Annotated in this window: 23 protein-coding genes; 18 read left to right on the plus strand and 5 right to left on the minus strand. The window is 65.0% G+C overall.

Annotated elements, in window-relative coordinates; genetic code table 11:
• The 3 genes from KM295_RS11975 to pth2 form a co-directional block, all read left to right on the plus strand.
• Positions 1 to 1,551, plus strand: a 1,551-nt coding sequence (locus KM295_RS11975) for a GltB/FmdC/FwdC-like GXGXG domain-containing protein (protein ID WP_256030190.1), incomplete at its 5' end; no start/stop codon positions are given.
• Positions 1,552 to 1,659: 108 nt separating this feature from the next.
• Positions 1,660 to 3,636: a DUF460 domain-containing protein gene (locus KM295_RS11980; protein WP_256030191.1), complete on the plus strand. Its 1,977-nt coding sequence runs from the start codon at positions 1,660 to 1,662 to the stop codon at positions 3,634 to 3,636.
• Positions 3,637 to 3,673: 37 nt separating this feature from the next.
• A complete protein-coding gene (gene pth2 / locus KM295_RS11985) occupies positions 3,674 to 4,012 on the plus strand; it encodes a peptidyl-tRNA hydrolase Pth2 (RefSeq protein ID WP_256030192.1) in 339 nt (112 codons plus the stop codon).
• On the opposite strand, the gene KM295_RS11990 is transcribed toward pth2, so the two are convergent.
• Positions 4,013 to 5,086, minus strand: coding sequence for an NADH:flavin oxidoreductase/NADH oxidase (locus KM295_RS11990; protein ID WP_256030193.1), 1,074 nt, complete (start codon positions 5,084 to 5,086; stop codon positions 4,013 to 4,015).
• Between the two features lie 123 nt (positions 5,087 to 5,209).
• Here KM295_RS11990 and truD point away from each other — a divergent pair, with 123 nt between their 5' ends.
• The 5 genes from truD to KM295_RS12015 are packed head-to-tail and all read left to right on the plus strand — an operon-like array spanning position 5,210 to position 8,038.
• The gene (truD, locus tag KM295_RS11995; RefSeq protein WP_256030194.1) at positions 5,210 to 6,535 is read left to right on the plus strand and encodes a tRNA pseudouridine(13) synthase TruD; all 1,326 of its coding nucleotides are present in this window, start codon (positions 5,210 to 5,212) and stop codon (positions 6,533 to 6,535) included.
• A 54-nt stretch (positions 6,536 to 6,589) separates the two neighbouring features.
• Positions 6,590 to 7,312, plus strand: coding sequence for a DUF2103 domain-containing protein (locus tag KM295_RS12000; protein ID WP_256030195.1), 723 nt, complete (start codon positions 6,590 to 6,592; stop codon positions 7,310 to 7,312).
• Between the two features lie 54 nt (positions 7,313 to 7,366).
• Entirely contained in the window at positions 7,367 to 7,627 is a 261-nt protein-coding gene (locus KM295_RS12005; RefSeq protein ID WP_256030196.1) for a 50S ribosomal protein L37ae, read from the plus strand.
• 2 nt (positions 7,628 to 7,629) lie between these two features.
• Positions 7,630 to 7,764 carry a DNA-directed RNA polymerase subunit P gene (locus KM295_RS12010; RefSeq protein ID WP_137276262.1) on the plus strand — a complete coding sequence of 45 codons (135 nt, stop codon included), beginning with the start codon at positions 7,630 to 7,632 and terminating at the stop codon, positions 7,762 to 7,764.
• Between the two features lies 1 nt (position 7,765).
• Positions 7,766 to 8,038: a KEOPS complex subunit Pcc1 gene (locus tag KM295_RS12015; protein ID WP_256030197.1), complete on the plus strand. Its 273-nt coding sequence runs from the start codon at positions 7,766 to 7,768 to the stop codon at positions 8,036 to 8,038.
• A gap of 48 nt (positions 8,039 to 8,086) precedes the next feature.
• Here the strand turns inward: KM295_RS12015 and KM295_RS12020 are convergent, their stop codons facing one another.
• Positions 8,087 to 8,470: a response regulator transcription factor gene (locus tag KM295_RS12020; protein WP_256030198.1), complete on the minus strand. Its 384-nt coding sequence runs from the start codon at positions 8,468 to 8,470 to the stop codon at positions 8,087 to 8,089.
• A 104-nt stretch (positions 8,471 to 8,574) separates the two neighbouring features.
• A complete protein-coding gene (locus KM295_RS12025; protein ID WP_256030199.1) occupies positions 8,575 to 8,754 on the minus strand; it encodes a DUF7556 family protein in 180 nt (59 codons plus the stop codon).
• A gap of 183 nt (positions 8,755 to 8,937) precedes the next feature.
• Here KM295_RS12025 and KM295_RS12030 point away from each other — a divergent pair, with 183 nt between their 5' ends.
• The 5 genes from KM295_RS12030 to KM295_RS12050 all read left to right on the plus strand — a co-directional run bounded on the left by KM295_RS12030 (position 8,938) and on the right by KM295_RS12050 (position 13,687).
• Positions 8,938 to 9,063 carry a type IV pilin N-terminal domain-containing protein gene (locus tag KM295_RS12030; protein WP_256030200.1) on the plus strand — a complete coding sequence of 42 codons (126 nt, stop codon included), beginning with the start codon at positions 8,938 to 8,940 and terminating at the stop codon, positions 9,061 to 9,063.
• A 175-nt stretch (positions 9,064 to 9,238) separates the two neighbouring features.
• Positions 9,239 to 9,601, plus strand: coding sequence for a hypothetical protein (locus KM295_RS12035; protein ID WP_256030201.1), 363 nt, complete (start codon positions 9,239 to 9,241; stop codon positions 9,599 to 9,601).
• Between the two features lie 186 nt (positions 9,602 to 9,787).
• A complete protein-coding gene (locus KM295_RS12040; protein WP_256030202.1) occupies positions 9,788 to 12,526 on the plus strand; it encodes a PAS domain S-box protein in 2,739 nt (912 codons plus the stop codon).
• Positions 12,527 to 12,809: 283 nt separating this feature from the next.
• Positions 12,810 to 13,244, plus strand: coding sequence for a winged helix-turn-helix transcriptional regulator (locus tag KM295_RS12045; protein WP_256030203.1), 435 nt, complete (start codon positions 12,810 to 12,812; stop codon positions 13,242 to 13,244).
• Positions 13,241 to 13,687, plus strand: a complete 447-nt coding sequence (locus KM295_RS12050; protein WP_256030204.1) for a helix-turn-helix domain-containing protein — start codon at positions 13,241 to 13,243, stop codon at positions 13,685 to 13,687. The genes KM295_RS12045 and KM295_RS12050 overlap by 4 nt, the downstream gene beginning before the upstream one ends.
• Positions 13,688 to 13,844: 157 nt before the next feature.
• On the opposite strand, the gene KM295_RS12055 is transcribed toward KM295_RS12050, so the two are convergent.
• Entirely contained in the window at positions 13,845 to 14,555 is a 711-nt protein-coding gene (locus KM295_RS12055; protein ID WP_256030205.1) for a class I SAM-dependent methyltransferase, read from the minus strand.
• Positions 14,552 to 16,072, minus strand: a complete 1,521-nt coding sequence (locus tag KM295_RS12060; RefSeq protein ID WP_256030206.1) for a radical SAM protein — start codon at positions 16,070 to 16,072, stop codon at positions 14,552 to 14,554. The genes KM295_RS12055 and KM295_RS12060 overlap by 4 nt, the downstream gene beginning before the upstream one ends.
• A 130-nt stretch (positions 16,073 to 16,202) precedes the next feature.
• Here KM295_RS12060 and KM295_RS12065 point away from each other — a divergent pair, with 130 nt between their 5' ends.
• The 5 genes from KM295_RS12065 to KM295_RS12085 all read left to right on the plus strand — a co-directional run bounded on the left by KM295_RS12065 (position 16,203) and on the right by KM295_RS12085 (position 19,009).
• Positions 16,203 to 16,946, plus strand: coding sequence for a DUF547 domain-containing protein (locus tag KM295_RS12065; protein ID WP_256030207.1), 744 nt, complete (start codon positions 16,203 to 16,205; stop codon positions 16,944 to 16,946).
• A gap of 40 nt (positions 16,947 to 16,986) precedes the next feature.
• Positions 16,987 to 17,484: a peroxiredoxin family protein gene (locus tag KM295_RS12070; protein WP_256030208.1), complete on the plus strand. Its 498-nt coding sequence runs from the start codon at positions 16,987 to 16,989 to the stop codon at positions 17,482 to 17,484.
• A 400-nt stretch (positions 17,485 to 17,884) separates the two neighbouring features.
• On the plus strand, positions 17,885 to 18,007 hold the full coding sequence (locus tag KM295_RS12075; RefSeq protein WP_256030209.1) for a hypothetical protein: 123 nt from the start codon (positions 17,885 to 17,887) through the stop codon (positions 18,005 to 18,007).
• A 70-nt stretch (positions 18,008 to 18,077) separates the two neighbouring features.
• The gene (locus KM295_RS12080; RefSeq protein ID WP_256030210.1) at positions 18,078 to 18,350 is read left to right on the plus strand and encodes a hypothetical protein; all 273 of its coding nucleotides are present in this window, start codon (positions 18,078 to 18,080) and stop codon (positions 18,348 to 18,350) included.
• A gap of 62 nt (positions 18,351 to 18,412) precedes the next feature.
• Positions 18,413 to 19,009: a helix-turn-helix domain-containing protein gene (locus KM295_RS12085; RefSeq protein ID WP_256030211.1), complete on the plus strand. Its 597-nt coding sequence runs from the start codon at positions 18,413 to 18,415 to the stop codon at positions 19,007 to 19,009.
• The last annotated feature ends 108 nt before the right edge of the window (positions 19,010 to 19,117 follow it).

Genomic DNA, 19,117 nt, shown 5'->3' on the forward strand with positions numbered 1-19,117 from the left:
CAGCTCATTCACGACCTGAAGGCCGCAAACCCCGAGGCCGACATCAACGTGAAGCTGGTCTCGGAGGCCGGGATCGGCACCATCGCCGCCGGCGTCGCGAAGGCAAACGCCGACGTCGTCCACATTTCCGGGCACTCCGGCGGGACGGGCGCCTCGCCGAAGACCTCGATCAAAAACGCCGGCCTCCCGTGGGAACTCGGGCTCGCGGAGGCCAACCAGATGCTCCGCTCGACCGACCTGCGATCCCGGATCAAAGTCACCGTCGACGGCGGGATGAAGACTGGCTACGACGTGGCTATCGGCACGCTCTTGGGCGCCGAGGAGTACGTCTTCGGGACGGCCTCGCTCGTCACCTCCGGCTGTGTGATGGCCCGCCAGTGTCACGAAAACACCTGTCCGGTCGGCGTCGCGACCCAGAACGAAAACCTCCGCCAGCGGTTCCCGGGCGAGCCACAGCACGTCATCAACTACATGACGTTCATCGCTCAGGAACTTCGCGAGATCATGGCCGAACTCGGCTTCGAGACCGTCGAGGAGATGATCGGCCGCGTCGACGTCCTGCGGCAGCGCGAGGACGTCGAACAGGAGAAAGCGAGAAAGCTCGATCTCTCCGGGATCCTCGCCCAGCCGGCCGGCGGCGATCGGCACAAGACCGAGCCCCAGACCCACGAGATCGAGGAGGCCCTCGATTGGGACCTCCTCGAGGAGGCGGGCGGGGCGATCGAGACGGGCGAGCCGATCCATCTCGACCGGGAGATCTCGACGGTCAACCGGGCCGTCGGTGCGACGCTCTCCAACCGGATCTCGAAGCACCACGGCACCGAGGGGCTCCCAGAGGACACGATCACGGTCGATTTCGGCGGCACCGCCGGCCAGAGCTTCGGCGCCTTCCTCCAGGACGGCGTCACGATGGGGCTGACCGGTACCGCAAACGACTACGTCGGCAAGGGGCTTTCGGGCGGGAAGCTGATTATCAACACGCCGAACGACGCGCCCTACGAGCCCGAAGAGAACATCCTGATCGGCAACGTCGCCCTCTACGGGGCGACACAGGGGGAAGCCTACATCAACGGGATGGCCGGCGAGCGCTTCGGCGTCCGGAACTCCGGGGTGAAAGCCGTCGTCGAGTCGGTCGGCGATCACGGCTGTGAGTACATGACCGGCGGCGTCGTCGCCTGTCTCGGCCGGACGGGCAAGAACTTCGCGGCCGGGATGTCCGGCGGGATCGCCTACGTGCTCGATCGGGACGGCGACTTCGAAGGGAAGGTCAACTACGGGATGGTCTCGACGACCGACGACCTCGACCGGAAGGACCGGCAGATGCTCCGCCGGCTCATCGAGAACCACGTCGCCCACACCGATTCGGACCGCGGCGAGTACATCCTCGAGAACTGGGAGTCGGAACTCGAGAAGTTCGTCAAGGTGGTGCCGGACGCCTACGCAGAGATCATCGAGAACGACGAGACGGCCGACGTCCGGACCGATCTGCCCGACACCGCGGCCCCGACCGTGGGAAGCGACGGCGTCGGCCAGGCCGCCTCCGACGACTGAAACACCCCTGTCAAGGTATCGCAAACGGACGACTCCCGACCGTAACTCCCGGACGGAGAACTACCCTCCGTCACGAGGTTTATGTCCAGCGAAACCGTACGCCCGTGTGTGAGTACGCGAACGGACGCCCTCGACGACCGGATCTTCGGCGTCGACATCCAAAGCGGGGACGTGCGGGGCGATTCACCCTCTTACGCCGTCGTAGCCTATGACGGAGAGTCCATCGATCGGGCCGTCGTCTCCCGGCGGAAGCTCCTTCGGCGCATCGGCGAGGAGCTTCCCGGGATCGTCGCAACGGACAACGCCTTCGAACTCGCCGAGGACAAGGGGGCGCTCGTTCACTTCCTGCGGGGGCTTCCTTCGGAGACGAAACTCGTCCAGGTCACGGGCGACGAGCGGCCGGAACCGCTCTCGCGGGTCGCCGCCCGCCACGGCGTCCCCTACGGCAAGGACCCGATGAAGGAAGCCGAGGCCGCCGCCAGACTCGCCGCCAGGAACGTCGGCTACGAGGTCTCGGCGTTTACGAACACGACCGAGGTGAAAGTCGCCCGGGGCCGTTCGACCGGCGGGGGCGGCGGCTGGAGCGAAGACCGGTTTACCCGCCGGATCCACGGATCGGTCAAAAAGGTCGCCCGGGACGTCGAATCGAAACTCGATGAGGCCGCCCTCGAGTACGAAACGGACGTCACCGAGAAGTACGGCGGCTACTCGCAGGCCCGCTTCGAGGTCGAGGCGACGCCCGACGAGATCCCGGTCTCGGCCCGCCGGTCGGGCGACACCAGGATCGAGATCGAACGGGAGCGACGGGACGGCATCGAGTACCGGCCGCTCGTCACGCGCCGGGATCACGTCATCGTCGGGATCGACCCGGGGACGACGACCGCGGTGGCGCTGGCCGACCTCGACGGGGGCGTCCTCGACGTGTGGTCGAGTCGAACCGCCGACACCGCCGAGGTCATCGAGTGGATCGTCGAACACGGCCGCCCGATCGTCGTCGCCGCCGACGTCGAGCCGATGCCCGAGACCGTCGAGAAGATCAGACGCAGTTTCGACGCCGCCGGCTGGACACCCGAACGGGACCTGCCGGTCGACCGGAAACTCCACCGGACGCGGGAGGAGGCCTACGACAACGACCACGAACGGGACGCGATGGCGGCGGCGCTTTTCGCCTACGACGGCCACGAGGACCAGTTCGAGCGGGTCAGCGCGAAGGTGCCGCCGCGGTTCGAGCGCGGGGAGGTCATCGCCCGCGTCGTCGCCGGCGAGGAGAGCGTCGAGACGGCGCTGGACGAGTTGGGGGAGGACGACGGCGGCGAGGAATCCGCCGAGACGCACGATCCCCGCGAACTCACGCCGGAAGAAAAAGAGATCAGGCGGCTCAAAGAGCGGACCGAGCGGCTCGAGAACCACGTCGACGACCTGAAAGCCACCATCGAAACGAAGGACGAACGGGTCGCTGAACTCGAGTCGGAACTGTCGGAGGCCCGCCGCGAGGAGCGCAAAGACGCCAGGGAGCGCCGTGAAGTGACGCGGCTGGAACGGGAAAACGAGCGGCTCAAGCGGGAACTCGCCGAGGCCGAGGCGGCAAACGACGATCTCGAAGGCAAACTCGAACGGCTCAAAGAGCTATGGAAGCTCGATCACTCGAATTTCGCCGACGTGGCCGAAAAGAAGCGCGATCTCGTCCCCGTGAAACCGATCGAGCAGTTCACGACGGACGCGATCGAACGCGCCGACGAGTCCTACGGGCTCGCATCCGACGACGTTGTCTACCTCCGGGACGCCAGCGGCGCCGGCCGCCGGACAGCCGAGTTGCTCGTCGAGTACGGCCCCCGGGTCGTCCTCCGGGACGGGCGGCTCTCCGAGCAGGCCGACGAGATCCTCTTCGAACAGGAGATCCCGGTCGGGCCGGCGGCGGACGTGACGATCCAGGAGGTCGACGAACTCGCCGTCGCCCGCGAGAGCGAAATCGAGGCCGTCGTCGACGAGTGGCGCGAGCGGGCCGAAAAGCGGCGGCGCGAGCGCAAGGCGGCCGAGATCGACCAGCTGATAAGCGAACACCGGGCGCGGGACGAACCCCGGTAGTCGGAACGTTCACGGGGCTGCCCCGGCCAGAGAGCGTATGAAACAGGCCATCGTCGCCAGGACGGACATCGGGATGGGGACCGGCAAGCTCGCCGCACAGGTCGCCCACGCCTCGCTTTCGGCCTACGAGAAGGCTGAAACGGCGGCCCGAAACGAGTGGAAGTCCGGCGGGCAAAAGAAGATCGTCCTGAAGGGAAACGGAGAAAAACAGCTCCAGCGGCTGGCCGACGAGGCGCGCCGGGAGGGGCTGCCGTACGCGCTCGTCCGGGACGCCGGCCACACCCAACTGGAACCGGGCACCGTGACCGCCCTCGCCGTCGGGCCGGGCGGGGAGAACGTCGTCGACAAGGTGACCGGCGATCTGAGCCTCTATTGATCAGTCGAAACCGCGGGTGTACTGGCGCGGGACGGGCGCCTCGTAGCCCAACTCCTTCGCCGCGTGGAGCGTAAAGTACGGGTCCCGGAGGTGTTCCCGGCCGACGATCGCGAGGTCCGCCCGGCCGTTCCGGACGACCTCCTCGGCACCCTCCGGGGTCGTGATCTTGCCGACGGCACCGACGGGGACGCCGCTTTCGGCGACGCGTTCGGCGTAGGGAACCTGATAGTGGGGCCCCGGCTCGGGGACCTGCTGGTCGGGGTGGTTCCCGCCCGCGCTCACGTCGATCAGATCGGCGCCGAGCGGCTCCAGATCGCCGGCGAGCCGCGCCGAGTCCTCGACGGTCCACGACTTTCGGTCCGGGAGCCAGTCGGTCGCGGAAATCCGAACGAAAAGCGGCGTTCCCTCGGGGATCTCCTCGCGGACCTCGCGGACGATTTCCCTGAGGAGTCGGGTCCGGTTCTCGAAGCTGCCGCCGTAGTCGTCCTCGCGGGTGTTCGTCACCGGCGAGAGGAACTCGTGGAGCAGATAGCCGTGGGCAGCGTGGATCTCCAGAATATCGAACCCAACGTCGACGGCCCGTCGGGCCGCCGTGACGAAGGCGTCGATCACGCGCTCGATACCCTCGATGTCGAGCCGTTCGGTCTCCAGGGGCTCGTCGGCGGGCCACGGTTCGGACGTCGGGCCGACGGGCGTCCAGCCGGCCTCGTCGCGGCGCGGACCGCGGCCGTCGGCGGGGCGATACGTCGAGGCCTTCCGGCCGGCGTGGGCCAGCTGGATCGCGGAGGTCGCGCCCTGTGACTCGATGTACTCGGTGATCGGCCGGAGGGCCTCGGCGTGTTCGTCGCTCCAGATCCCCAGGTCCTGTGGCGAGATACGGCCCCGAGGCGTGACGGCGGTCGCCTCCGTCATCACGATCCCGGCGCCGCCGGTCGCCCGGCTGCCGAGGTGGACCAGATGCCAGTCGGTCGCCAGCCCGTCCATCTCCTCACAGGAGTACTGACACATCGGCGAGACCATCACGCGGTTTCGGGCCGTCACGTCCCGACACTCGAAAGGTTCGAAGAGGTGCATGCCGACCGTTCGGGGCGGGAGAAAAAGACCCTTCGTATCTCCGCCGGACGGCAGAATTAACGCTTTAGCCGCGACCGTAGAAGCGATAGCAAACGGCTTGTCCCTCGACGACACAGCTATCGTATGCGCGAGGCTCACCAGGCCGAAGCCGCCGTCGGAATCGAGTATTACGTCTCCGAGACCGAGGGGACCGGCGGTCGGCTCCGGGACCGATCCGTGGACTTCCGGGTCCGCGAGCGGGAGGCCTTCGGCGCGGAGCTTCGGGACCCCGACGCCGAGACCGGCTCCTACCCGCATCTCGTCTTCCGGGCGACGCTCGAAGGCTGGGATACGAACGACTTCGCGTCTGCACTCTCGAACCGCTTCGGGGTGAGCCGAGAGCGCGTCTCGTGGGCGGGGACGAAGGACAAACGCGCGGTCACGACGCAGCTTTTTTCGATCAAACGCGAGGGGAACACGCTGCCGGAACTCGACGGCGCCGAGATCGAGGCACTCGGCCGGGCCGGCCGGCCGGTTCTCTTTGGGGACCTGATCGGCAACGAGTTCGAGATCGTCGTCCGCGACGCCGATCGGCCCGAAAACGCCGACCGGATCGCCGCCGAACTCCGGGCGTTCGCGGGAACCGACAGCGGTGACGGCGCCGAAATTGCGGTCCCGAACTACTTCGGGCAACAGCGGTTCGGCTCGAAGCGACCGATCACCCACCGGGTCGGCCTCGCGGTCCTCGCCGACGACTGGGAGACCGCCGCCGTCCGGTACGTCTGTGAGTCCAGCGAGCGTGAGCCCGAGCGGACCCGAAAAGCGCGCGACCGGATCGCCGCCGAGCGGGACTGGTCGGCCGTCGACGAGGAGCTCCCGGGCGGGCTCCGGTTCGAGCGGGCGATCGCCGCCAGGCTGGCCGAGGGCGCCGACACCCCGGAGGACTACCGGGCGGCGCTCGAAGAACTGCCCTCGAACCTCCAGCGGATGTTCACGAACGCGGCACAGTCGTACGTCTACAACCGGATCCTCTCGGAACGGCTCCGGCGTGGAATGCCCTTCGGCCGGCCGGTCGAGGGCGACGTGGTCTGTTTCACCGACGGCGACGGGCTGCCCGACCCCGACCGGACGCAGGTCGTCGAGGAAACACAGCTCCGGACGATCCGCCGGCACTGCGAACGCGGGCGGGCGTTCGTCACGGCGCCGCTCGTGGGGACCGAAACCGAGTTCGGTGCGGAGGAACCGCGATCGATCACCCGGGAGGTGCTTTCCGATCTCGGGATCGAGCGGTCGGATTTCGACCTCCCGGGCGAGTTCGGATCGACCGGCACCCGGCGGGCGATCGGCGTCTCGACCGACCTCACGCTCGGCGAGGACCCGCTCGAACTCCGGTTCTCGCTGCCGAAAGGAAGCTACGCGACGGTCCTCGCCCGCGAGTTCCTGAAGACCGACCCGGACGACCTCGCCTGATCGGACGGTCCGGAAACCGCCCCGCTTATCGGCCTCGATCGCCTCCCTTCGGGTATGGAGTGTCGGTGCTGTGCGTCGCCGCTCGACCGACCGGGCGATTACTGTCTGGTCTGTCGGAGCGAAAACGCCGACACGGTCGTCATCGAGTGTGCCCACGATCGGGCGAGCGTGACGACGCTTTTCGACGAGGAGGTCGTCGGCGAGCGGACCGTGACGACGAACCCCGAAACCGAAGAGCGGTGGATCCCGACCGAACGCCGGAACTTCGCGGGGCGGATCGCCGACGAAGTCCGGCGGAAACGCCCGGAGGAGGTCTATGCGACCGGCGACCGGGGCGTGATCAACGCGGTCCGCGGCGAACTCCGGTATCCCTTCTACCGGATCGAGGACGACGATCCGATCGAGGCCGTCCGCCGAAAGCGAGGGGAGCCGGCGCTCGCGGTCGTCGAGGCGTCGGCCGCAGAAAAGCTAGGCGGTAGCCACAGCACGCTCATCGGCGGTCGGGACGGCCGCCGGGCGATACAGACGGTCGCCGGACACCCCCACGTCAAGAAGATCATTCCTGGGCCGATCGACGCCGGCGGCTCCGGGTCCCAAAGCGGCGTCCGGGCGAAGGCGACCCGCGCCGACGAACGCGGCAACGTCCGGCTTCTGATCCGCGATGGCTCGAGCGTTCAGGAGAACCGGATCGTCACGACCGCCGGCGATCGGGAACTGGGCGAGCGCGTCCGGGCGGACCTCAACGAGGCGCTCTCGGAGGCCGAACTGGGCGAGTGACCGTCGCCGGGAAACGTGGGGTTTATGCCTTCGCTGGCGTGACAGTAAGGTACTATGGCCAAGAAGGGCAAAACCGGGAGCGCAGGCCGCTTCGGCGCGCGATACGGGCGCGTCGCCCGCCGTCGCGTCGCAGAGATCGAAGAGGACACCAACAACGCGAAAGTCGACGGCGACAGCGTAAAACGGATCGGAACCGGCATCTGGGTCAACGAGGAGACCGGCGAGACGTTCACCGGCGGCGCCTACCGCCCCGAGACCCCGGCCGGAAAGACCGTAACGCGGTCTATCCGCGCCGCGATCGGCGACGAAGAGTAACGATGAGCTACAAGTGTTCCCGCTGTAAGCGCGACGTCGAACTGGACGAGTACGGCGGCGTCCGGTGTCCATACTGCGGCCACCGGGTCCTCCTGAAGGAGCGCAGCCGCGATATCAAGGAAGTCGACGTCGAGTAGCGTGCATACGGTTGAGCTGGATTTTCGTTACGATACCCCGGAAGCGGCCGCCCTCGTCGCCGACGCCGTCGGCGAAGAACTCGGCGAAATCGACGGCGACCGCGCCACGGCGACGCTCGCCCGGGAGGGGTCGCGGCTCTCGATCGGGATCGACGCCGAGGATCTCGTCGCGCTCCGGGCCGGAGTGAACACGTGGTCGACGCTCGTCGAAGTCGCCGAGACGGTGGCCGAGACGGGAAACCACGACCGGAGAGATACTGATCATCACGGGTAGGACCGATCTAGAGCCACGGATCGGCAAACCGTCCGCCGCCTCTTGTGGCTATGGGGCGTGTCGCTCGATCGCCTCTCGGATTCGATCTTCGTCGATCGGTTTGGTGAGATATACGTCGTATTCGACCCCGATTTCTGCCTCGGAATCGACCGCCGATATGATCCCGATCGGTGTCCGGTATCCGTCCCCGCGGATCGCCCGGATCGCCTCGTCGCCGGACATCCCCGGCATCCGTCTGTCGAAGAAGGCGATGTCGATGTGATCATCGAACCGTTCGAGGGCTTCTCGGCCACCCTTCGCAGTGAGAACCTCGTACTCGGAGCCGTACCGGATCTCGTAGATATCCAACAGTTCGGGCTCGTCGTCGACGAAAAGCACCGTGAGTTCCGTCGCCCGTTCTACGGAGGGATCGCTCGTCCTCAGCTCCGGCATACTCGATGGTACACGCTCACGGTAATAATATGACGACCTAAGTGGTTAGGTACTCCCGCTGCTTGAGGGCTATGCGATCGGCCGTTCGGATACGGGTCGGACGGTTACTGGACGTTCTCGAGGTCGATCACCGCTTCGACGGACATCGCCAGCCAGGCGTCGTCCCGTGCGATATCGGCGACGACGAACGCGTCGGTTCCGTCGACCGAATCGTACTCGCCGACGACTTCGGTGTCCGGGCTCGCGTTCTCCGGTTTCGGGGGATCCGGTTCGGTCCCTTCCATGCATCACGGTAACACGCAGTCTAATACCGGTCTTCGGGGTGATTCGGCGAACGTTTCGACACTCAAAACCGCTGCCGTGTTCCCGTTCGAATCGAGATCTGAATCCGCTCTCCAGTATATATATTCCCCCTGTCGTAGCTACTGGCAAGCCAGCCCACCGATCCGGTGGCTGCGCACGAACCGATGAACTCAGAGAACCCGATTCAGAAGGCTGGATTCGAACGTGCCACCTCGCCCGTCGTGGGGGTCGTATTGCTGTTCGTGATGACCGTCGTTTTGGCGACGGTAATCGGAACCGCGATCGTTTGAGGCCCAGTCTGGCGGCGGGCCGGCGTGGGCGCTTCAGGCAGGTTCTCGCGTCGCTCGCCCCGTGGTCCGCCGTATCCGGCGTCTCCGCTCCCCATAGAGGGGTGTTACCGAACCGTAAGTCGGTAACACAGACGTGCGTTTCTGTTTTGTTTCCGATTCCCGATGCGGTAACAGTATGGGGAAGTACGCCTTCCTGATAACCGGAGGGCCCGATCGGGTCGGCAGCGTACTCAACGGGATCGAGTACGCACTGACACTCGACAACGACGGCCATGAAGTTCGCGTCTATCTCGACGGCGCGGCGACGAAATGGCCGGGGGAACTCGAACGGCGGGTCGATCACCCGCTCCACGAGCGGTTCTCAGAGCTCCTCGATCGCGATCTGGTCGCTGCCTGTGCGTTCTGTGCCGACGCGTTCGACGCGATCGACGGCTGCCGGGGGGCTAATATCCGACTCCAGGGCGTCCCTGACGAGCAACACGGGCCCGATGTCGGACGGCTCGTCGAAGAGGACTTTGAGCTTCTTACTCTTTCTTAACACGTACCGGGTCCGATCGGTCCATTCTCCCGATTTGACGTCATTACAGACGCTCTATGTGTATATTCGGTAACATTAGACGATACTTCTTTATATACGTATCCTCAGATAAAACTCATACGCGCGGTATTCATATATGGTATCGCAACGCACGGACTCCCGAGTTGTCCCGTTCGTCTCTGAGCTATGACTCGGACCTACGCCTTTGATGGCGGACAGGAGATTTCCGGGGTGGACGAACGCGTTCTTTCGGTCGTCCTCGATGAACTGCCGGCGATGGTCGTCGTCACCGACGGACTGGAGCGCATCTATCACGTCAACGAAGCGGTCGCTGAGGAGACGGGTTACGACCGGGACGAGCTGGTCGACGAACCGGTTGGGACGCTGCTTTCGGGTTACGACGGGGACGCTGTCGCCGACGGGGACGAACTCGAGCTCGAACTCGTCGCGGAGACGGACAGCCGGTTTCCGGTTCGCGTGACCGTCGAGACGACCCCGTCAGTATCGGATGTCGGGGCCGACCGGATGGTCGCACTCCTCATCGAAGGGGACGAAACGACCGGCGACGAGACTCCGAGGGAGAGGTCGGCGCGGACTGATTCGCTCGATCGGGTCTTCGAGCACGCCGACGACCCTGTGTTCCTCGTCGACATCGAGGCGGATCGGTTCGTCAGGTACAACCACGCCGCCTGTGAATTGCTCGGGTACGACGCGGCGGAGCTCGATTCGGTTCAGCCGTCGGATATCCACCCACAAGATTACGAAGCGTTCCAAGAGTTCGCCGAAGAAGTGTTCGAGTACGGCCACGGTTGGACGGAACGGCTCTCGTGTCGTCGGTGTGACGGGGAACTAATCGAGGCGGAAGTCTCGGGGACGGCGGTCGTCGTCGACGGCACCGAGCTCCTGCTCGCTACTGTTCGTGACGTTTCGACACGAGTCGAGCAGGAACGGGAACTGCTCCGGTGGTCGACGGCGCTGGCGGCGGCGACCGACGGGATCTCGATACTTTCGGACGACGGCACGGTTCAGTACGCCAACGGGGCCTACGCCGCCCTCTTCGGATACGACGATCCCGACGCAGTCGTCGGCAAACGGTGGCGCGAACTGCACGAACCGGCCGATCGCTTCGCGCTCGAGATCGGCCCGGAGACGCGTTCGGAGGGTGAGTGGCACGGGGAAGTCACTGGGGTACGTGCCGACGGTTCGACGTTCCCGCTTGAGGTCTCGCTGACGCGGCTCGAAACGGGAGAGTTCGTCTGCGTCGGACGGGACGTGACAGACGAACGGCGCCACGAACGGCGGCTCAACGGGCTGTTGAAAGCGACCCGGGAACTGATGTCGGCGGGGGACAGAACCGAGACCGCTTCCGTCGCAGTCGAGGCCGCCGCCAACGCGCTCGACTACGAGATCGCGACGCTCCGGCTGTACGACGGGGCGGAAAACGACCTCCGGCGGTCGGCAGCGACCGACGCCGCGGGGGAGCTTCTCGAATCGGAGGTCGCCTACGATCTCAAAGCCTCGAACGCCGGGACGGCGTATCGTACCGGCGAGACGGTTTGTAACGAACCGACCGACGACGCGTATGCGACCACTTCCTCGCGTGCCGATCTCCACGTTCCGGTCGGCGATCTGGGCGTCCTTACGGTGATCGACCCCGACGGGACGTTCAGCGAGACCGATATTCAACTGGTCGAACTGCTCTCTGAGTCGATTCGTACGGCCCTCCGTCGAGCCGACCGCGAGGAGCGACTCCGGGACCGGCGGGTGGAACTCGAACGGCGGCGGAACGAACTCGCGGTAACCGACCAGTTCAACACGCTCGTAGTTGAGGTGATCCGGTCGATACTCGGATCGGCGACCCGGGCGGAAACGAGCGAGACGGTCTGTGATCGGCTCGCCGGTTCATCGCTGTACGACGCCGCCTGTATCGTGACCACCGACGACGGGGAGCCCATCCTCGAGGCCGGATCGATCGACGACGATACCGCACTCGTCTCCGACCCGGAGACGTTCGTCGACTCGCCGTTCGTGAGACAACTCCTCGAGGAGGCCGCAGGACGGGCCTGTGTGACCACGACCCGTCGTCGCTTCGACTCCCAGCGCGGCGAGGAGGAAACACTGGCCGCCGCCGTACCGATCGCTTCCCGGACCCAGACGTTCGGCAAACTGGTTCTCGCAACCACCGATCCTCCGGAGTTCGGCGACGCGGTACAGAGCGGGTTTGCGGTACTCGGGGAGGCACTCGGGTTCGCCTTCCTCGCCGATCGTCGCCAGAAGACCCTCCAGACGGGGGAGTGTGTCGAACTCGAGTTCGCCTACGAGAGCCCGTTCGGCGATCTCTCCAGCGCGTTCGATTGCCGGTGTTTACACCGGGGAGCGGTAGACACCGGAACCGAGCCCGTTTATCGGATCAGAATCACGAACGGGGACTGTGAGGCGCTCGAGGACTTTCTCCTCGAGTACGGATCGGTCGATCACTGCGCCGTCGTCGACGACCGGACGGACGAATGCGTCGTTCACGTCACCGTCGATAATCCGCCGCCGAACATCCTGGCCCGAACCGGCGTGAACCTCCGGTCGTTGATCGCCGAGAACGGCGAGACTCGTCTCGTTGTCGAGGTCGCATCGGAAATCGACGTCGATACCGTCATCGACCGGCTCAAGGAACACTGGGTGAACGTCCGGCTGGTTGCGAAGCGACAGCGTCCCCGGCCGGTCGATGAGTTCGCCGTCGACCCGGACGCCCAGTTGACGGGCAGACAGACCTCCGTGTTGCGCACGGCCCACGAACAGGGTTACTACGAGTGGCCCCGGGAACATACGGCCGAGGAGATCGCCGACTCGCTCGATATCGCGTCCTCGACGCTACACCAACACCTTCGATCGGCCGAGCGGAAGCTCGTTTCGGCGTTCCTCTCGGAGTAGCCCGGCTGTTGGGCTGTTTCGGGGGTCATCGAAGCAACGTCATGGAAGGGGCATCCAGCCGGCCAGTCCGCCGATTATAACAACAACCACGGGTACGGTCATTCGATCGCACGCCTGCAGTGTGATCGATTGTGTATCTTGCCCCCCGGTCGCTTCGTCGTCCGATCGCTAGTCTCCGGGTTCGGGATCGGCCGCCGAGTGTGTACCTACGTGTCTAGGTATCCCCGTTCGAAGTATTTGCCATAGATGACCATGCTATATCCCGTATAGCTCACAGGTAGCGATGAGCACCGAAGGGATCGATCCCGCACGGATGGACAGCACGTACACTGACACCCAGGCGGTTTTGATCGACGTGTCGGCTCTCGTCAGCCACAAGTGGCACCCGATTGTCGTCCACCAGTTGCTTACCGAAGGATCGCTCGGATTCAGCGGCCTGAAATCCAGGATCGACGGGATCTCGAGCAAGATGCTTTCCGAGAGTCTCACCGCGCTCGAAGAGTGGGGCGTCGTGGAGCGCTCTATCGTCGAAGAGAAACCGGTTCGGGTTCGATATAGCCTCACCGACGGCGGCCGGGCACTGGAGCCCGTCCTCGGATCGATGGTCGAGTGGGGGCGAGTCAATCTCGAGCGTTCGCCCGATGCGCCCGATCGGAGCCATCCCGTCGTCGCCTCGTGTCGTCGCTCAGGCGCCCCGACGTCGGAGGGGGGACGATGAGTAGCCAGCAGGGTGCTGATTCGGTTCTGTCTCGCCCGATGAGTACCGAGAAGCTCTTTTATCCGAACCGGACCGAAAGCGAGTGGATCGAGCAACTCGGGATCGACGAACCGGCCTACCGGGACGTCCTCGAGACTGTCTTCGGACTCCGGACACAGACGGTCGCGACGTACGCCGCCCTGCTGGAAGAATCCGGCCAGACGACCGAACAGTTGGCCGACCGGTTCGATCGAGACCGGAGCAACGTCAACCGCTGGCTGAGTGAACTCCACAGGGCGGGGCTCGTCTTCCGACACAGACGCATTCCGGAGACGGGTGGCTTCTTTTATGAATACTACCCCATCCCGGATTCCCTCCGAGAAGCCGTCCTGAAAGAGGCTATCGAACAGTGGAAAGAGACCGCGGTCGGCGCTGTTACGGCCGAAGAATCACGATCGGAATAGCGACAGGACAGCCCTCTACACCATCCCATGGTCGAAGCACTCACCGAACTCGTCGCCTTCACTCGAACCGAGGGGATGAGTCGAAACGGATCGACGGAAACTCGTCGTGGTTTCGCCTCGTACCGGCAGAAATGTTGACCGACATCCGATCGGCCGTCTACGTTCCGCCGTCCGCACTCGCGACTATCGAGACGTAACTCACGTCCCCGGCCTCGAGGGCGGCTTCGAGTCCCTCGATCGCCGTCATGACGCGCCGTCCGCGCTTTCCAATCAGTCCGAGCAATCCCTCGTAATCGATCCGTTCGTTCACCCGATCGCGCATCGCGAGGAGATCGTCGTGGTGATCCTCGATCGATCGCACCTCAAAGCCGGCCTCGGCGAGCGCCGCCCGTAACCGATCGCGGCTCCGCGCGCCGTCGAGACAGAGCGCCTCGGCCATCCGATCCGGGAGCGGAGGGTGTTCGCCCTCGACGACGACGTCCGAGAGCGCGAGCCGACCACCGTCGTTCATTACCCGGTTTGCCTCCCCGAGCGCGACCGGGAGGTCGGTGAGACACAGTACACACTCGGCGAGGAGGACGTCGACGCTTCCGTCCCGTACCGGAAGCGCCGTCGCGTCCCCCCGTACCGCCCGATCAGCCGCCGGGGACGGATCGATACCCACGGCGTCGGCACCGCGCTCTCTGGCCACCTGCAGCGCGTCTCCGGCGCCGCAGCCGACGTCGAGGAGACGTGCCCCAGGGACGACGTCTGCCCGGTCGAGCAGCCGTTCCGTCGCCTCGGTCCCGCCCGGGTGAAGCGGCCCCTCGAGGACAGTATCGAGGGTACCCCACGGGTTCGCCAACGCAGCGTCGAGCAGCCCGTTCATCGCTCCTCTGTTCGATCGTCCGGCCCGTGCCCACCGTCGGGTATCGTCCCGTCGTTCCGGTAGCCGGTCGTCGATTCGCCTTCGACAGGCGGTTCATCGACCGTGCTCCGGCCGCCCCAGCCCTTTCGGTTCCGGAGCGCGTACTCACCGTCCTCGGTCGTCATGTTGTAGCCGCAGAACGGAACCAACTCACCGTCCGCCGTCGGTACCGAGAGACAGCAGTTGCTCAACCGGTTCACGTCGGCCGCGTCGGCGTCCATGAACCCCGTGAACGACACGGGGACGATCTCATCGAACAGCCCCTCGACACTGCCGGGTACGTCGATACCACAGCAGCCGGCGGTCTTGCAAGCCCACTCTTCGCCGGCGGCGGTGCCGGCCAGAAGCTCCATGTAGTCGCCCTCGTCGACCATCCCCGAGAGTATCCCCCAGAGCCGGTCGTCGACGTACTGTGTGAGCGGGACGAACGAATCGACGTCCGGGCTCGTGGACGTGTCGGTCTCCCGGCTCGGATCGCCACAGCCGCAGTCAGAGTCATCGTCTCGGGCGGCTCCACACTCGGTGTCCCCGCCCGGGTCGGCGTCGCGGGGGACGAACGCGGTTCCGATCTGACAGTAGGCCGAACAGCAGGGGGCCGGCAGCATGTCGCGCGGCTCGAGCGTGTCGATCTGCTCGGCCAGCGATCGCGTCGCGTCGTCGATGGCGAACCGGCCGTCGTTTCGTTCGTACCGGCCGAAGTGAGCCACCGGCTGGAAGTTGACCGACCGGACGATGTCCCTGTTTTCGAGCGCGAACCGGACGATATCGCCCATCTCGTGGTCGTTGACGCCCGGCACCACGGTCGGAACGAGGACGACTGGCAGGGCCGCCGCCCGACAGGCTTCGATGGCCGCGAGTTTCTCTTCGAGCAGATCGATCTCGCGGATCCGCTCGTAGCTCTCGCTCGTCAGGCCATCGAACTGCAGGTAGATCGCAGTGACACCGGCGTCGGCGAGGACATCTACATAGCCCGGGTCGGTCGCCAGCCGGATCCCGTTCGTGTTCACCTCGACGTGGTCGATACCGCGATCGCGAGCCCGCTCGACAAGTTCCGGCAGGTCGTTTCGCACCGTGGGCTCGCCGCCGGAGAACTGGATCGGCCGCCCGCCGGCGTCCGCAACGGTATCCAACAGCGTCTCGATCTCCGCCGTTGAGCGGTGTTCGCCACCGGGGGCGGAACTGGCAAAACAGTACGAACACGAGAGGTTACAGTCGGTCGTGACCTCGACGACGGCCAGACAGGCGTGGTCGTCGTCGACAGTCAGATCGCCGCCGTCGTGTTCCGGATCCGGGCCGAAGTCGGCGGCCCACTCCCAGTGGTCAATCGAGCCCCAGATCTTTCGGCTCGTGGTGCCGTGTGTCGGGCACTCGCGTGTGAGGAACACGCCATCCTCCTGTTGCTCGTAGCGGCCGGGGACTTCCTCGAGACAGTCCGGACAGAGGCTCGTCGTGGCCGTGAGGGCGTCGCCGTCGTCCATACGCGGTGGGAGGAACAAAGTGTCATAAGCGTGCCGGGGATGTGCGCCGCCGCAACGAGTGCAGCGAGGCTCTGGTATCGCAGCTGCTAGGCCGCACAATCGTTTTTGATACCCGGAACCGAAAAGGAGTATGACAGTTCCGACGGGACAGGCCCGATCCTCGGTGGCGGTTCCCGACACCGATCCAGCGGCGCTGGCTCAGAACCTGCTCGTCGCGTGCAAGCAAGGCGAGGGAACCGACCGATACAGGACCGCACTCGCCGAAGCGACCGACGACGACCTCCGTCCAGTGCGAGCGGACCGGTCGACCGCGCTTTCGTTCTGGCTCAACTGCTACAATGCGGGGACCCAGTTCCTCCTTGAGGATCGCCCGGGGCTCTACGAGAACCCGCTCAGATTCCTGCGGTTCTTCCGTGCGCCCGCGATCACGGTCGGCGGAACCTCGCTCTCGCTGGATCGGATCGAGAACGGGCTGTTGCGCGGCGGCCGATCGAAGTACGGACTGGGCTATCTGCCGAAAATATACGTCACGGAGTTCGAACGGCGCTACCGGCTCGAGAGATGTGATCCGCGGATACACTTCGCGCTGAACTGCGGTGCCGAGAGCTGTCCGGCGATCCGGGCCTACGAGCCCGATCGAATAGACGAACAACTGGATCTCGCCACCCGTCACTATCTCGATAGGACCGCCACCCACGACGCGGGGACTGTCCGCGTGCCCCGCGTATTCCTGTGGTTCCGTGGCGACTTCGGCAGCCGCTCGGACATCCGTGCGTTTCTGCGCCGCTACGACGTGATTCCGGACGGCGCTGCGCCGAAGCTCCGCTACCGGTCGTGGGACTGGTCGAAAGCGCCCGGAAAGTTCGCCGAGTAGCGCCCGAGCCGTTTTCACCGCGGAGCGACTACGGGTCCCCATGGCCCAACAAGTACCGGACTTCTCGCTGCCGAACGTGGCCACCGGACCGAACCCGTTCTCACTCTCGGAGCTGTCCGAGGACGTTGTCTTCGTCATCCTTTTCTTTCAGCGCGATCACTACTGTACGAACTGCCGGAAGCAGGTACAGGAACTCGCCGACCGCATCGACGAGTTCCACGAGCACGACGCAGAAGTCGTCTCTATCGTCCCGGAACCGGTCGAACGCGTCGAAGCCTGGCAGGAGCGATACGACCTCCCCTATCCGCTGTTGGCGGATCCGAACGCGGAAGCGGGCGAGGCCTACGACCAGCCCGTCCGGTTCGGGATCCTCGGTCGGTTCTCCGATTTCTTCGGCCGGATGCCCGAGGTAGTTGTCGTCGACAGGCGGGGGCCGGAACCGGAGATCGCGTACGTTCATCGGGGCTCCTCGACGTTCGACAGGCCGGAGATAGACGCGTTGCTCGCGGAACTCGATGCGCTCCGGACAGGGGCGTGAACCGCGTCGCAAACAGCGAGCCGGGAAACTCCTGTCGTCACGGGGTTTCGGTCCGGTGGCCTACTCGGGATCACTCCGATGAGTATCCCGCAGTCGCCACTTCTGTACACGTCGGCCGACTGCTCCGAAGATTCGAACCGATCCAGACTGACGCGCGGAACGTCGGGAACCGTCTCGATCCCGTCGTGTGAGACGTCCATGTCGCAGCCGTCACAGAAGAACGGATCCGGACACATACTGTTCCGAGTTCACTAGGGACGGATATCCCCGTGGTGGTGCTCGTCGTCGGAGGGCTCCGCCGATGTCGGCGAGATAAACCCGATAGAGCGGCTGTAATCGTATTGCATACTCGCCGAATCGATAATAGACGATACAGACGACGTTGACGGGATGTGACCTAATGGCGACCCCATCCGCCGATTCCCTGCGATCACCGGGGGGAGCCGAAAAGCTCCGACAGGGGTATCCCGTCACCGTCGAAACGGCGGTCATAGACGAGTTGATGAACGCTTCGCGGAGGTGACGACCCGCGGCGAAGCAAAACCGTTCCCGGGACCGATCGTCCATCGATGTAATACAGCAACACCACAACCATGCCGATATCGAGACGGGTCGTCCTCGAACGACTCGCCACAGAGACCGACGCCGACAGCCGGGAAACGATGACCGTCGAAGCGCTCGCTGCAGGTCTCGACACCGACGAACGGACTGTCGAAGCCCACCTTCAGAGGCTCGCAGACTGCGAACTCGCCCGGATTCACGCAAGCGGGCGCGTGAGAGTGACGATCACGGGCGAAGAGATCCTCGAACTCGGAGCCGACGAAGTAGTCATCGTGGACCGACCGACGACCGATACGGAGCGGTGAGATGACCAGTACTTATTCGGACACCGCACTACTGATGGTTTGTATGGTGGTATCGAATCCCGATGTCTGAGAAAGAAGCCGACCAGCACGGGGAGAGCTCGGCGGAAGTCGAGTACGACCCGGCGTCCAGCCGGTATGACCTCTTCGAGTGCCCCGATTGCGACAACGTGGTCCTCGCGCTCGGGCGCGATGACCCGCCGATGTCGTGTCACGACGAACCGATGGAACGCGTCACAGATATCGAAATGCAGGTCAAGCCACCGGACGTCAAACAGGTGCTGCTGCAGGCGTTCGGGCTTCCGAAAGCCGGCCTGGACATCTGTCTGTGCGTCATCAGTGAAGGTCCTCTCTCGGCGTCGGAGGTCGCCGACTCGCTGGGATACGACCGGAGCACGATCACCCGGTATCTCAACAAACTCGTCGAACTCGGCCTGTTACAGCGATCCGAGCTAAACCTCGAGGAGGGCGGCGTCGTCAACGTGTATCACTCGGTCGATCTCGAACGGATGCGGCGCGAAACCCTGATCGGCTTCTACGTCTGGGCCGGGGAGGCCGCCGCGCTCATCGAGGACGCGAACCTGACGAAGCGGGATTACCTCGAAGAGAACCCCGACCGGGAGCTGCCGGACGTGTTCTGGGAGTCGTTCTCGGAGGAGTAGCGGTCTTCGAGTTGAGAGATAAACGTCCCCGTACGGTCGGCTACCGTTTGTCCTCGATCACGTAGGCGGCGGTCGAGACGGAATCTCACGTCGTGTTGAACGGTGGCA

Origin of the sequence: Natronomonas aquatica, from assembly GCF_024449025.1 — an archaeon.
Taxonomy (GTDB): Archaea; Halobacteriota; Halobacteria; order Halobacteriales; family Haloarculaceae; genus Natronomonas; species Natronomonas aquatica.